The 13,816-nt window shown below is 63.0% G+C and carries 15 protein-coding genes; 10 read left to right on the forward strand and 5 right to left on the reverse strand.

The genetic code is table 11. The features are described 5' to 3' along the window. Window positions 1-100 precede the first annotated feature (100 nt). Window positions 101-3,760, reverse strand: coding sequence for a DUF4132 domain-containing protein (locus F1609_RS11725; RefSeq protein WP_167076613.1), 3,660 nt, complete (start codon window positions 3,758-3,760; stop codon window positions 101-103). A gap of 189 nt (window positions 3,761-3,949) precedes the next feature. Between F1609_RS11725 and F1609_RS11730 the strand changes: the two genes are divergently transcribed. Next, window positions 3,950-4,675, forward strand: a complete 726-nt coding sequence (locus F1609_RS11730) for a tetratricopeptide repeat protein (protein ID WP_167076614.1) — start codon at window positions 3,950-3,952, stop codon at window positions 4,673-4,675. A gap of 16 nt (window positions 4,676-4,691) precedes the next feature. Here F1609_RS11730 and lexA read toward each other — a convergent pair whose 3' ends face one another. Further along, window positions 4,692-5,327: a transcriptional repressor LexA gene (gene lexA / locus F1609_RS11735; RefSeq protein ID WP_167076615.1), complete on the reverse strand. Its 636-nt coding sequence runs from the start codon at window positions 5,325-5,327 to the stop codon at window positions 4,692-4,694. A gap of 131 nt (window positions 5,328-5,458) precedes the next feature. On the opposite strand from lexA, the gene F1609_RS11740 reads away from it, so the two are divergent. The 9 genes from F1609_RS11740 (at window position 5,459) to F1609_RS11780 (ending at window position 11,032) form a co-directional block, all read left to right on the forward strand. Further along, complete coding sequence (locus F1609_RS11740) at window positions 5,459-5,614, forward strand: hypothetical protein (protein WP_167076616.1); 156 nt, start codon at window positions 5,459-5,461, stop codon at window positions 5,612-5,614. 58 nt (window positions 5,615-5,672) lie between these two features. After that, window positions 5,673-6,089 (forward strand): DUF29 domain-containing protein, encoded by a 417-nt coding sequence (locus F1609_RS11745; RefSeq protein ID WP_167076617.1) that lies wholly within the window; start codon window positions 5,673-5,675, stop codon window positions 6,087-6,089. 127 nt (window positions 6,090-6,216) lie between these two features. Continuing rightward, window positions 6,217-6,621, forward strand: coding sequence for a 30S ribosomal protein S6 (gene rpsF, locus F1609_RS11750; protein ID WP_166891664.1), 405 nt, complete (start codon window positions 6,217-6,219; stop codon window positions 6,619-6,621). A gap of 41 nt (window positions 6,622-6,662) precedes the next feature. After that, a complete protein-coding gene (gene priB, locus F1609_RS11755) occupies window positions 6,663-6,956 on the forward strand; it encodes a primosomal replication protein N (protein ID WP_126074164.1) in 294 nt (97 codons plus the stop codon). Between the two features lie 34 nt (window positions 6,957-6,990). Continuing rightward, entirely contained in the window at window positions 6,991-7,281 is a 291-nt protein-coding gene (gene rpsR, locus F1609_RS11760; RefSeq protein WP_008450941.1) for a 30S ribosomal protein S18, read from the forward strand. Window positions 7,282-7,307: 26 nt separating this feature from the next. Beyond that, window positions 7,308-7,760, forward strand: coding sequence for a 50S ribosomal protein L9 (rplI, locus tag F1609_RS11765; protein ID WP_167076618.1), 453 nt, complete (start codon window positions 7,308-7,310; stop codon window positions 7,758-7,760). Window positions 7,761-7,913: 153 nt separating this feature from the next. Further along, a complete protein-coding gene (locus tag F1609_RS11770) occupies window positions 7,914-9,299 on the forward strand; it encodes a replicative DNA helicase (protein ID WP_167076619.1) in 1,386 nt (461 codons plus the stop codon). Between the two features lie 84 nt (window positions 9,300-9,383). Then, window positions 9,384-10,010, forward strand: a complete 627-nt coding sequence (locus F1609_RS11775) for a DUF47 domain-containing protein (protein ID WP_054263945.1) — start codon at window positions 9,384-9,386, stop codon at window positions 10,008-10,010. Between the two features lie 11 nt (window positions 10,011-10,021). Continuing rightward, on the forward strand, window positions 10,022-11,032 hold the full coding sequence (locus F1609_RS11780; RefSeq protein ID WP_167076620.1) for an inorganic phosphate transporter: 1,011 nt from the start codon (window positions 10,022-10,024) through the stop codon (window positions 11,030-11,032). A 71-nt stretch (window positions 11,033-11,103) separates the two neighbouring features. On the opposite strand, the gene F1609_RS11785 is transcribed toward F1609_RS11780, so the two are convergent. The 3 genes from F1609_RS11785 to F1609_RS11795 form a co-directional block, all read right to left on the reverse strand. Beyond that, window positions 11,104-12,870, reverse strand: a complete 1,767-nt coding sequence (locus F1609_RS11785) for a GspE/PulE family protein (protein WP_167076621.1) — start codon at window positions 12,868-12,870, stop codon at window positions 11,104-11,106. Between the two features lie 111 nt (window positions 12,871-12,981). Beyond that, entirely contained in the window at window positions 12,982-13,389 is a 408-nt protein-coding gene (locus F1609_RS11790) for a hypothetical protein (protein WP_167076751.1), read from the reverse strand. A 113-nt stretch (window positions 13,390-13,502) separates the two neighbouring features. Then, on the reverse strand, window positions 13,503-13,811 hold the full coding sequence (locus F1609_RS11795) for a hypothetical protein (RefSeq protein ID WP_167076622.1): 309 nt from the start codon (window positions 13,809-13,811) through the stop codon (window positions 13,503-13,505). Window positions 13,812-13,816: the final 5 nt, after the last annotated feature.

Consider the following 13,816-nt stretch of genomic DNA (forward strand, 5'->3'; position numbering starts at 1 on the left):
TGTCCATTCATATGTTGTGCCATGCGCCTGTCCGGGCGCCTCAAAACGTCTTGTCCCGCATCGGTTCACTGTGCCCGAGCGGCCACCCGGCCGGCATGCGTCACGCGCACAATTGCTCCATGTCCCGGATAAATTCGCTGACATCGATCGGGTCGATTGCGCCCAGGCGCGCATCGTCTTCCTGGCCGATGTGATCGAGGACCAGTTTGACCAGCTTGTGTTCATTGTCGGCCCCGATCAAGCCCGCCATCAGGCCCGGTGCGATGAGCAGGTGCGCCAGCTTGTTCTGGCCGAACCACCGGGAAAACCTGACCGTTTCGCCGCCGCTGCCGATCTCGCGGTGCCAGCCACGGTCGACCAGTCCGAGCAGGCGGCCGGCGCTGACCACGGCGCCGTTCCAGCGCGTCAGTGCTTTGCTGCCGCTTTCAGCCTCGGTCAGCGCGTGTGTATCGCGCGCGAGCTGGGCGAACGGCTGCAGCAGTTCGTAGTCGGCGAACAGCTGGGCAAAGGCGGCGATGAGGGCCGGGTCGAGCTCCACCGGGTGCGGGATGCCGATCCAGATATCCTCGCCCGGCGCCGGCGTAAAAGGGTCGTCCGCATGATCGGTGTAGCCGCCGTCGGGCGCCACGCGGAAGCTGGACAGCAGCTGGCCGTCGCCGCCGTAGGCGCCCCAGACCAGGCGCTGGACCAGGTGGCGCAGCAGTGGGTGGCCAGCCAGGAAGTCCCGGAAATTTTGCGCTGTCCAGCGCCGCCGCCGGCACATCGCCTGTTCCAGTCGCCGCAACTGCTGGGCGGCGACGGTGCGCGCATCTTTCTTGAGCAGTTTGTAGGACTCCACGGCGGCCGCCGCCAGTGCGGCGTCATCGGTTTTCTTCGGTTTTGGCAGATCGTCCAGGCGCGCGCCAAGCGCCTCGCGCACGTAAGGCTTGAGCGCCTCGTCGAAGCCGACGCGGAACTGGCGCGGGCCGAAGTCGAGCGTCATTTCGCCGTGTTCATCGAGGCCCAGGTCGGGAGCCAGGCGGTCTTCCAGTTCCTCGAAACTGAGTTCGAGTGCCTGGGCGATCTGCTCGATCTTGTCGTTGGCGTGAGACTGGAGAGCGTAAAACTTGACCTTGCTGGCGATTGCGTGCAGGAGCATGAGGGCGGTGTCGCTGCCGATCATGGCCAGCACGTCGACACCGACCAGGGCGCGCGCGTTGAGTTTTTCGCCCGGCCAGGAACGCACCAGCGGCGTGAGCTTGCGCGCGCTGTCGTCATTGCCCAGCAGGCCAAGTGCGTAAAACGCCCAGTTTTCCTTGGTTTCGCCGCCACGTTCGGCCCAGGCGCGGAACAGCTCCCAGGCGAAATCGGCCAGCGAATCCGGTGTGCACGCCTGTTTGAGCTGGGTCACGCCGGCGTAAATACGGTCGGTGTGCGGAAAGCGCAGCATGACGCCGATGTCGTCGAGCACGGCGTCGGGCAGCGCCTTGCCGTTGCTGGCCAGCCGTGGGCGGGTCCATCCGAGCGGGTCCCAGAAGTACGGCATTTTGCCAATCTTGGGCGGATACAGCGTGAGCGGATCTTCATCGAGCATGGCGCGCATGGCGCAGGTAGCGGCGGGGTCGCCGTAGCGCGCGGCGACCTCCATCAGCACGCCGTCATGGCCGGCGCCGGCCAGCATGCGCAGGGCCTGGCGCGCCTGGTCGCGCGGCGCGCCCGGCTCGCCCAGGGCGGCGGCGGTCAGGCCGCAGGCGGCATGTTCGGGATTGCGCAGCAGCCAGCTGCGCGCGCTGGCGATCATCTTTGCCGGCTTGGGCATGGCGTAGGCGCGCGCCACCGGCGCCGCCAGCTCGACCGCGCCGAAGTGCAGCGCGTAGTCCACGCCATCTTCCGGCCGCTGTTCGATCATGGCGGCCAGTCCGGGCAAGCCGGCCAGGCCCACGGCGGCGATGGCGCTGCCGGCGTGGTTGATGCCGCTCGCGGCCAGCGCGTTCCAGACCTGGGCGTTCAGCGGCGCCGGCAGCGCCGCAATCAGGCGCGCGCCTTCCACCGGCGGTTGATAGTCCCCGGTGCAGGCGCGCCATGCCGCGATCAGCGCATCGGCGTCGCCGGCCGCGATTGCGTCATTGGTGAACGGCGTTTGCGGGCCGTGGTAGTGAAAGTAGTGGATATCCCGGCCGAGTTGCTCGCGCTGCTGCGCGCTCCAGCGTTCGAGTGGCGCCAGGGGCAGCGGGTCCAGCGCCAGCGCCGCTGCGGATGTCGCTTTCTTCGATGGGTTCTTCCAGGGCGGGTTGACCAGCACGGGCGGCAGGTCGGCCAGGTCGGCGATGTCGGGCACGCCGAGGTAGCGCGCGGCGGCGCTGGAGAGTACCTTCCACGCACCCGGCGACACCCATGGCTTGAACGCGGGGACCATGTGGGCGTTGGCGGCAATGACCTCGGCCAGCGCGCAGCGTGCATAGCGCGGCCCGCAGCCGTCTTTGGCAATCAGTTCGCCCAGTACGGCCATTGCCGCCTGCGGCCAGCGCATGGCCGCCACCTCGAAACGGCTGGAAGACAGCGCCAGCGCCGTGAGCGCGTCGAGCGTGCCGATGCAACTGAGGCCGTCCGAGGTTTCGTCGAACAGGGCATGCGGCGCGAGCAGCGCGACCGCGTCGGCGCCACGGTCGCACACCACGGTGGCCACGTTCCTTGCCGACCTGCCGATATTGAACTCGCCGCAGTTTGCCGCCTTGGGCCAGCGGCTCAGCGCCTTGATGGCGGCATCCGATGTGGCGTAGGCCTTGAACCATTCATAGGGTTCGAACCACGGGGCAGGCGGCTGGCCGGGTGGCGTCTGCGCTGCCAGGATCAGTTCATTGGCCAGGTCCGGCTCCTCGGGCACCAGGATCGGCAGCAGGGGACGGCGCCATTCCGGCAGCGATGGCGCCCCCTGCCGCATCAGGCGCACGCACTCGTTCCATTCATTCTCGCTTGCCCGCGCCAGGTGCTCGCGCAGCAGCAGGTCGCCCTCGCGATAGGTGTGGAGCCAGCTGTAGCCGCTATTGTCGATGTCGGCGCTGATGGAGTACGCCAGGCCGGAGTTCTCACGGCCCTGTTCGAGGATCATTCCCAGCCGCTGCAGATAGATTGCGACGGCGTAGGGCAAGCCGCGGTCGGCCACCAGGAAGTCGGTGAAGGCCCTGTGGTTGACGTCGTCGATGGCGGGCACGATTGTCGATTCAAGCAGCATGAAGATGGCGTCCGACATTGGCGAGCCGCGCCGCCGGTCCTGGGCGATGCGCTCGATGGTTTCGGCCACGGCAGCGCGGTAGACGGGATCGGAGAGCTGCGCACTGAACCTGCTTTCGCGGGTGAGCAGCTTGAAGTCGTTCCAGCATGCGTCGGCATCGATGCTGCGCGCTTCGCCGGGAAAACGGCGCGATGGCATCGCCAGCGCCGCCAGTTCGGGCGCTATGTCGACCAGCGAACCGAGCGCCAGCCATGGCGCCACGCTGTTCTGGCGGGAGACGGCGGGTGCGCGAGGGACCGGGGCCGCCGGCGCGACTGCCGGTGCGGCGGCAGGTGGCGGGGTAGCGCCGGCTTCAACGTAGCCCTTGCCGGTTTTTTCGCGTATCAGCTTGTCCATCGCCGCCACCGCCCTGGCATCGTCCGCGTGCGACTTGGTTTGTCGTTGTCCGGCCGTGCCAAGCTTGCCGTAGCAGAGATGCAGCTCGCATCCACGCTGTTCGACTTCCCAGAATTTGTTGGAAGCGCCTTCGCAAAATTCAAAACGTCGCATGGGGCGTCCTAGCCGCGCTGGATGGAAAGGTGGGACAGCTTGCTGGCGCGCGCAGCGCGGTTGATACGCTTACTCATAAGTAACGATAAATGTTGCAAAAAATGATACTTTACGGCAAAGCCGCTTCCCTGTCGAGCCGGGCCAATCCGGTTATGATGGCATTCCGGACACCCCATCGTGAGACCTGCAATGAAGAAAACCCTGTTCTGCCTGGCATTGATGCTGGGCGGCGTGGTGCACGCGGACGAGCTGGCCGATGCCAACGCCCTGTTCGCGAAAAAGTCTTATCCGCAAGCGCTGCAGCTCTATACCAAGCTGGCCAATGGCGGCAATGCCGAAGCTCAGTTGCATATGGGCGAGATGTATTTTTATGGCGAGGCGGGCACGGTCGACCTGGCCAAGGCGGAAACCTGGTTCAAGAAGTCCGCAGCCAAAGGCAACAAGACCGCCGCCGCTTCGCTCGAGATGATGAAAAAGCGCGACGCGCGCCGCGCCGAGCTCGATTACTGGATCGGCAAATACGATGGCGCCGAGCTCAGCGCGGGCGAGTTCCGCTGTCCGGCGCCGCGCATTCCGGCCATGTCGAAGCAGAACGATGAGATCGAGAGCGTCTCGGCCAAGGTTGCCGCGTGGCAGGATTGCTACAACGGGTTCGTGCGTAACCTGAATGAATCGAGCCCGCTGACCAAGCGCATTCCCAAGGACATCGCCGACCTGCTGACCAAGGACGAAGCCGAGCAGTCGCGCCTGCACCTGGAAGGCGTGTATGCCGGCATCGCCGAAAACGCCAAGGTCTCGGCCAAGCTGGTGCTGGCCGACTTTGGCGCGTGGCGCAGCGCCACCGACGCGTATATCAAGGAACATAACCGCATCGTTACCGATGCGGCCGCCACCGCGCCGCGCAAGGGCGACTAGATACTACAGGCGCGGCTTAGTTCCAGCTGCGCATCAATCCCACCGCCAGGCCTTCGAGCGCAAAATCGTCGGTCGCCGGATCGACGTGGATGACCTTGAAGTCCGGGTTTTCCGGCAGCAATTCGATCAGCGAGCCGGTCTTTTTGTAGCGCTTGACGGTCACATCGTCCCCGATGCGGGCCACCACGATCTGGCCATTCTTGGCGCTGTCGACCTTTTTGACGGCCAGCAGGTCGCCATCCATGATGCCGGCATCGCGCATCGACCAGCCACGCACCTTGAGCAGGAAGTCGGGCCGCGACGAAAACATCGCCGGGTCCACGCTGTAGGTTGCTTCCACATGTTCCTGGGCCAGGATGGGCGAGCCGGCGGCCACGCGCCCGACCAGCGGCAGCGACATGAGCAGGTTCGGCGGCGGCATGGGAATGGCATCGACGCTGGCGCCGATCAGGCGGATGCCGCGCGAGGTGCCCGGCGAGATTTCGATGGCGCCCTTGCGCGCGAGCGCCTGCAGATGCTCTTCGGCCGCGTTGGCCGACTTGAAGCCCAGTTCATTGGCGATCTCGGCACGGGTCGGAGGAAAGCCCGTGTTCTCGATCGCATCCTTGATCAGGTTGAGGATTTGTTCTTGCCGTGGTGTGAGCTTGATCATCGATGTGCGGGACTGTGTATATGGACAGACTGTATTTTTGTACAGTATTTCGCGCAATGCAAGGGATAATTAACAGAACGGGGAATTATTTGCGAGAGGGGTTGTCCAATATGGGGAAGGAGAGGTGCGTCATGGATCAGCTTGAGGTCGCCGGAGTGGATTACCACGATGATGTTGTGCTGTGGCTGAAGCGGCAGGCGGAGTTGCTGTGCAGCCTTACATACAGCGCCGCGCAGCTGCTCGATCTTGAGTTCGACCCGTCCTATACGGCAGATCACGAGGCGTGAACTGAGAAACAGGAGAGGAGGTGGGCCATGGATCGACCCGAGGTTGCACTGATCGACTATGACGATGATTCTGGTTCGCTGGATCGAGCATCAGGTAAAGCTGCTGCGTGCGAGCAACTACGACCAGGTTGATGTTGACCATCTTATAGAGGAGGTGGAGGACATGGTCAGCCGGGAGCAGAAAGAGTTGCGCAGCCGACTGCACCAAGTGATCAAACATCTGCTCAAGTGCCAGTATCAACCGAAGCGCAAGTCGACAAGCTGGATCGCGACGCTCGACGAGCGGCGCGCCGCCATCGCACGCAAGCTCAAGCGCGTCCCGAGTTATCGACAGTCGATCGGACCGTTGGCGCGACAAGCGTACCCGCGCGTCATCCGTGCCACAGCCCGCGAAACGCGCCTGCCGCCCGGTACTTTTCCACCCGAGTTGCCCTACACACCGGAACAACTTCTCGACGAAGGGTTTGTCCCATAAATCACGCCCAATCGCACAGCGCCCTTGTTTGTTGCCCCATTTCACGCTATAATCGCCGGCTTTCCCTTCCCACACTCGTCTTGACGCCGAGGTGGGCATTTGTTTAAACGTCCCTAAGGAGTTATGCATGCGTCATTATGAAATCGTTTTTATCGTCCACCCGGACCAAAGCGAGCAAGTCCCGGCGATGATCGAACGCTACAAAGCCAGCGTAACCACGCGCGGCGGTTCGGTTCACCGTGTTGAAGACTGGGGCCGTCGTCAGATGGCTTACTCGATCCAGAAGCTGCCAAAAGCGCACTACATCTGCCTGAACATCGAATGCGACAACGAGACCCTCGTGGAACTCGAAACCGCGTTCAAATTCAATGATGCCGTGCTGCGTCACCTCACCGTTAAGATGAAGAAGGCTGAAACCACGCCGTCGCCGATGATGAAATCGGTACAACGTGAAGACGCAGCCAAGAGCCACCGCACTGAAGCGCCTGCTCCTGCAGCCGCCCCAGCGCCAGCTCCAGCCGCAGCAGCGTAATTGTTGATCAAAAACCCTGAACGCGGCTTGACCTCACCTCGGTGAATCAACTCCAGTTCGTAGCCCAGATTTGTGAGCGCGACGTATTGCGCTACACCCCGGCCGGCGTGCCCATCGTGACCGCCACACTACTGCATAGTTCGCAGCAGATGGAAGCAGGGGTAGCCAGGTTGGTCGAATTCGAAATCACCGCGCTTGCCGCGGGCGAGATTTCGGGACGATTCAGCCAGGCCGAATTGGGCGCCGTCCATCAGTTCACGGGATTTTTGGCCAAGAAGAACCGCAGCAGCAAAAGCCTGGTGTTTCACATCATTGATTTCTGTGCCGCCGCCTGAGGCGTCAGCACATTTTTAGATACAGGAGCCTCAAATGGCATTCGGTAAAAAATTCGACAAGAACAAGCTCAAGCTTAAAGAAAAGCGCAAACAACAGAACCCACTGTTCAAGCGTAAGAAATTCTGCCGCTTCACCGCAGCAAACGTTGAACAGGTCGACTACAAAGACGTAGACACCCTGAAAGACTTCGTCCAGGAAAACGGCAAGATCATGCCAGCACGCCTGACCGGTACCAAAGCGCACTATCAGCGCCAGGTTGACACCGCAATCAAGCGCGCCCGCTACCTCGCGCTGCTGCCATACACCGATCTGCACCACGCTTAATCGCTGCGGATAAACTGGAGAACTCTATGCAAATCATTCTGTTGGAAAAAGTTGTTAACGTCGGCAACCTGGGCGATGTTGTTAAAGTCAAAGACGGTTACGCACGTAACTTCCTGATCCCGCAACGCATGGCTCGCCGTGCTACCGCATCGGCTGTCGCTGAATTCGAAGTCAAGCGCGCCGAACTGGAAAAAGCAGCAGCTGCCAAGCTGGCCGCTTCCCAGGCCCAAGGCGACAAGCTGGGCGGCATGACCATCTCGATCGCGCAAAAAGCGGGCGTCGATGGCCGTCTGTTCGGTTCGGTCACCAACTTCGACATCGCTGAAGCGCTGACGAAAGCTGGCTTCGCTGTAGAAAAATCGCAAGTACGCATGCCTACCGGCCCGCTGAAAACGACCGGCGAACACGCTGTTGCAGTCGCGCTGCACACCGACGTCGTGGTCGAGATCACGATCGCTGTTGTTGGCGAAGCTGCTTAAGCTACACTCAGTGACTTCGTGTCACATAGTTGCATTGCAGGCATGATGCTTGCAATGCAACTACTAAAAAAGCCGGGTCTTCCCGGCTTTTTTTACGTCCAAATCTCCCCAATTATGTCAGCCAGTTGACCCGAAGCAGGTATAATTCGCGCCATGAACGCACCATCCGATCCGCAGCTCGACGCACTCCGCATCCCGCCCCATTCCATCGAAGCAGAACAATCTGTGATCGGTGGTTTGCTGCGCGATAACGCCGCGTTCGACCGCATTGCCGACATGATGCATGCCGACGACTTCTACCGCTACGATCACCGCATCATCTTCGAGCAGATCGTCAAACTGATCAACCAGTCGAAACCGGCCGACGTGATCACCGTGTTCGAGGCGCTCACCAACATCGCCAAGGCAGAAGATGTGGGCGGCCTGCAGTACCTGAACGCGATGGCGCAGAACACGCCGTCGGCGGCCAACATCCGGCGCTACGCCGAAATCGTGCGCGACCGCGGCGTGCTGCGCAAGCTGATCACCGTGGCCGACGAAATCTCCGGCAACGCGTTCAACCCGCAGGGCAAGGAAGTCAAGCAGATGCTCGACGAAGCCGAGTCCAAGATCTTCGCCATCGCCGAACAGGGCGCGCGCGGCTCGCAAGGCTGGCTCGCGGTGCAGCCGCTGCTCACGCAAGTGGTCGAACGCATCGATGAACTCTACAGCCGCGACAACCAGAGCGAAATCACGGGCGTGCCGACCGGCTTCATCGACCTGGACCGCATGACCTCCGGCCTGCAGCCGGGCGACCTGGTGATCGTGGCCGGCCGTCCGTCGATGGGCAAGACCGCGTTCTCGGTCAATATCGGCGAAAACGTCGCCATCGAAGCGGGCCTGCCGGTCGCGATCTTCTCGATGGAGATGGGCGGCACCCAGCTGGCCATGCGTATGCTTGGCTCGGTCGGCCAGCTCGACCAGCACCGCCTGCGCACAGGGCGCCTGAACGACGAAGACTGGCCGCGCCTGACGCACGCGATCCAGAAAATGAACGACGCCCAGCTGTACATCGACGAGACTCCGGCATTGAACCCGATCGAGCTGCGCGCGCGCTCGCGGCGCCTGTCGCGCCAGTGCGGCAAGCTTGGCCTGATCATCATCGACTACATCCAGCTCATGACAGGCAGCCAGCCGGGCGACAACCGCGCCTCCGAGATTTCGGAGATTTCGCGAAGCCTGAAGGGCCTGGCGAAAGAGCTGCACTGTCCCGTGATCGCCCTGTCCCAGCTGAACCGCTCGCTGGAACAACGCCCCAACAAACGCCCCATCATGTCCGACCTGCGCGAATCGGGCGCAATCGAGCAGGATGCCGACGTCATCATCTTCCTGTACCGCGATGAGGTCTACAACCCGGATTCGCCCGACAAGGGCACCGCGGAGATCATCATCGGCAAGCAGCGTAACGGTCCGATCGGCTCGATACGCCTGACCTGGATCGGCCAGTACACCAAGTTCGGTAACTACAGCGGTAACCTGGCGGTCTACCAGGGCGACTAACCCATCATGGCGCCGCCACGAGCGGCGCCCTCAAGCAGTATCACGCAGTATCAATCACGCTTTACGCGCTTTAACGGAGAAACCATGTTTGGACGCCTGATGCCCACCGAGGGCAAATTTTTTGAGCTCTTCAACCAGCACGCTGCACTGTGCGTGAAAGGCGCGCACGAAATGGTCGGCCTGATGACCAACTTCGACGACCTCGAAAACCGCGTCCACGCGATTGAAAGCATCGAAAAGCAAGCCGACAAGATCACCTACGCCACGGTCGACATGCTGCACAAGACCTTCATCACCCCGATCGACCGCGACGATATCCACAAGCTGATCACGCGCATGGACGACATCCTCGACCTGATGGAAGACGCGGCGCAGACGGTCTCGCTGTACGACCTGAAAGCGGTGACCCCGGAAGCGAAGCGCCTGGCCGAACTGTGCCTGGCCTGCTGCCAGAAAGTCGAGCAAGCCGTGGGCCTCTTGCACAACATGGACAACTCGCAAAAGATCGTCGCCATCTGCGAAGAGATCGACCGCCTCGAGTCCGACGCCGACCATGTCATGCGCGCCGCCATGTCGAAGCTGTTCCGCGACGAACCGGACGTGCGCAACCTGATCAAGCTCAAGGCCATCTACGAGATCCTCGAAACCGTGACCGACCGCTGCGAGGATGTTGCCAACATCATCGAAGGCATCATCGTCGAAAACGCGTAAGCGGCAAGAGCATGGAACATATCCAAATCAGCATTTACGTGCTCGGCATGTTGATCGCCCTGGCACTGCTGTTCGACTTCATGAACGGCTTCCACGACGCGGCCAACGCGATTGCCACGGTCGTCTCGACCGGCGTGCTCAAGCCGCAGACCGCAGTGGCCATGGCCGCCGTCTTCAACTTCATCGCCATCGGCGTGGTGGGTGTGCACGTCGCCGCCACCCTGAGCAAGGGCACCATCGACCCCAAGGTGGTGGACCAGTACATTATCTTCGGGGCCCTGGTCGGGGCCATTATCTGGAACCTGATCACCTGGTACTACGGCATTCCTTCGTCCTCCTCGCACGCGCTGATCGGCGGCCTGGTAGGCGCGGCGGTGGCCAAGTCCGGCACCGGCGCCCTGATCGGCAGCGGCCTGCTCAAGACCGTCATCTTCATCGTGGTCGCGCCGCTGCTCGGGTTTGCGCTCGGCTCGATCATCATGCTGATCGTGGCCTGGGTGTTCGTCAAGTCGACGCCGCGCAAGGTCGATACCTGGTTCCGCCGCGCGCAGCTGTTCTCTGCGGCCGCGTACAGCCTGGGCCACGGCGGCAACGACGCCCAAAAAACCATGGGCATCATCTGGATGCTGCTCATCGCCAGCGGCTACTCCAACGCCTCCGACACCACCCCGCCAAGCTGGGTGATCATCTCGTGCTACGCGGCGATCAGCTTCGGCACGCTGTTCGGCGGCTGGCGCATCGTCAAGACCATGGGCCAGAAGATCACCAAGCTCAAACCGGTGGGCGGCTTTTGCGCCGAAACCGGCGGCGCGATCACCTTGATCATGTCGAGCTTCTTCGGTATTCCGGTATCGACCACGCACACCATCACCGGCGCCATCGTCGGCGTGGGCGCCTCGCAAAAGATGTCGGCGGTGCGCTGGGGCGTGGCGGGCAATATCGTGTGGGCCTGGATCTTCACGATTCCGGCGTCGGCCTTCATGGCGGCGGTGGCGTGGTGGATCGGTACCCACATCATGTAAGAAGGCACGCGCCTGATGGAGAAAACCGCCGGCATCGTCCGGCGGTTTTTTTTCGCCGCACGATGGCCGCGCTAGCGCATGCACACCTGGCGCACCGTGCGCAGGTCGGTCAGGCCCAGCAAGACCTTTTCGATGCCATCCATTTTCAGGGTCAGCATGCCTTCGTCGAGGGCGGCGGCGAGCACCATGGCGACCCGGCTGCGCTCCTGCAGCAAGCGCTTGATGGCGTCCGACCCGATCATCAGTTCGTGCAGGCCGATGCGGCCCCGGTAGCCGCCGTTGCAGCCGGCGCAGCCGCGCGCGCGGTACAGGGTGAAGCGGCCATCGGCGCCGGCATGGCGCGCGCGCCAGGCGGCCAGCACCGCCCCGGATGCCGCGCCCGGGTGGGGCAGTTCGGCGCAATACTCGGCCAGCAGCTGCGCCATCTCTTCCTCGGCCGGCTGGTAGGCTTCCTTGCAGGCGGCGCACAGGCGCCGCGCCAGGCGCTGCGCCAGCACGCCGAGCAGCGCGTCGGCGAAGTTGAACGGGTCCATGCCCATGTCGAGCAGGCGCACGATCGACTCCGGCGCGCTGTTGGTGTGCAGCGTGGCCAGCACCAGGTGCCCGGTCAGCGAGGCTTCGATGCCGATGCCGACGGTTTCGCGGTCGCGCATTTCGCCCACCATGATCACATCCGGGTCGGCCCGCAGGAAGGCCCGCATCACCGTTGCAAAATCGAGGCCCGCCTTGCGGTTGACCTGCACCTGGCGCAGCCCTTTTTGCGTGATCTCGACCGGGTCTTCGGCGGTCCAGATCTTGGTGTCGGGCGTGTTCAGGTGCGCCAGCAGGGAGTGCAGGGTGGTGGTCTTGCCCGAGCCGGTCGGCCCGCACACGAAGAACAGCCCATGCGGCTTGCCGATCGCCGCCAGCAGGCGCGCCAGGTTATGCGGCAGCACGCCGAGCTGGTCGAGCGGCATGGCCTCGCCGGCCGGCAGGATGCGCATGACGATATCTTCCACCCCGCCGGCCGAGGGAATGGTGGCCACGCGCAGTTCGATGTCGAGCGGGCCGTACTTGCTGAACCTGATCTTGCCGTCCTGCGGCCTGCGCCGCTCGGAGGTGTCGAGGTCGCACATGATCTTCACGCGGGCGGCCAGGGCGTTGCGGTAGCCGGCCGGGATATCGGTGTAGGGCGAGAGCGCGCCATCCTTGCGAAAGCGGATCGCGGTGCGCCCGCTGCCGGGCAGCGGCTCGATGTGGATGTCGGACGCGCCCTGGCGCCAGGCATCCATGATCATCTTGTTGACCAGCTTGACCAGTTCATTCTCGACCGCCTGCGAGACCGGCTGGGCGTCGTCGCCCTCGCTGCCGTCGTGCGTCATGTTGGACAACACCTCGCGCAGCGAGCTGCCGTCGCTGCGCGCGCTGGTGCCGAAGAACTGGTCGACCGTGCGCCGGAATTCGGCGCGCGTGGTAACGCACCAGGTGAGGCGGGAGCGTGGGAATACCTGGTTGACGATGCGGCTGGCGCGCACCCGTTCCGGGTCGAGCGCGAGCACCAGCAGGCCGTCCTGGTCTTCGTCGAGCGGCAGCCACTGGTTGTCGTCGACGTATTGGGCCTTGAGGTTCTTGAGCAGCACCAGCGGCTTGACCCGGCCCGGCCGGAAAGGCGCGTACGGCACCCCGAAGTGACAGGCCAGCGCATTGCCGATGGCCGCCAGCGACAGATGCAGGTCCTTCACCAGCAGCTCTTCGATGTCGAGCAGCGCCGCATGCGCCGCGTGGTGCGCCTGTGCGAGCGCGGCGGCGGACACCAGTCCGTCCCGAACCAGCGCGTCGTATTTGGTGGGCGCTTGCATGCGATTGATCCCGTCATGGCGGTGGAGGAAAGTCCCATGATGTGGACATTTGCGCAAGCCGCACTTGACCCCGCTCAGGCGTGCGGACGGAACCGGAACCGCTTTGCGCTGTCAGCCGGGGCCGAGCAAGTCGTGGGCGTCGAGGATGGCGTAGATGATGTGCGGATGGCGCTCGAGCGAGCGCCGGATGGCGGTCGGGACCGCCTGGCGGGTCTTGCGGCACAGGCCCGGCAGCTCGTCCAGCACAATGCTGAGCCCGCGCGCGCTGCGCACCTCGTTGTTGCTGGGGGTAATGCGCAGGACCACGCCAAGCTGGCTGCGCAGGCGTTCGGTCAGCTTGTTCAGGTCGGCGTAGCTGGCGATGCCGTCGATGTGCGCGAGCAGTTTCTTTTCTTCTTCGCGGGTCAGGCGCAGGATGCGGGTGTCGCCGGCCGGATCGGCCAGCAACACATCGCGCTGGCACACGCAGGCGCCAGGGGGACACTCGATGCGGATCGGAATAGGCGCTGCCTGGAGCATGGTGGTCACATCGCCGCAGTGGATGAACGGGCCGGATCGATAGAGTAGCGCTGTCGCGGCGCTGGTGTCAAACGCCGTCGGTAGTCGAGGTGATCGTCGATGGTCACGCCAGCTCAGGCGACACGCTGTACAAAATGCAGTAGCTTGGACCAGAAATGCGCATCGATCATGCTTTCTTTATCCAGTTTCAATGACTTGCCAAGCGCGACATACGTGTTCAGTTTTTCGCTCGACTTCACCGTTCCATGCGTAATCAACCCAAGGAACAGACCTTCGAACGCGAGCTCGTACTCATCGTGGTCCAGGTAGTGTCGTGCAAACTCCTGCGACTCTTCGTCGAGTTCGCTTGAGTTCTCTTGCAACAGCTGCCTGATCAGCTTATTTGCAACCTTGAAATCTGGTCGGCTTTCAATGTTGTCCATGGTGG

The sequence above is a fragment of the Massilia aquatica genome (genome assembly GCF_011682045.1).
GTDB classification, from domain to species: Bacteria; Pseudomonadota; Gammaproteobacteria; order Burkholderiales; family Burkholderiaceae_D; genus Telluria_A; species Telluria_A aquatica.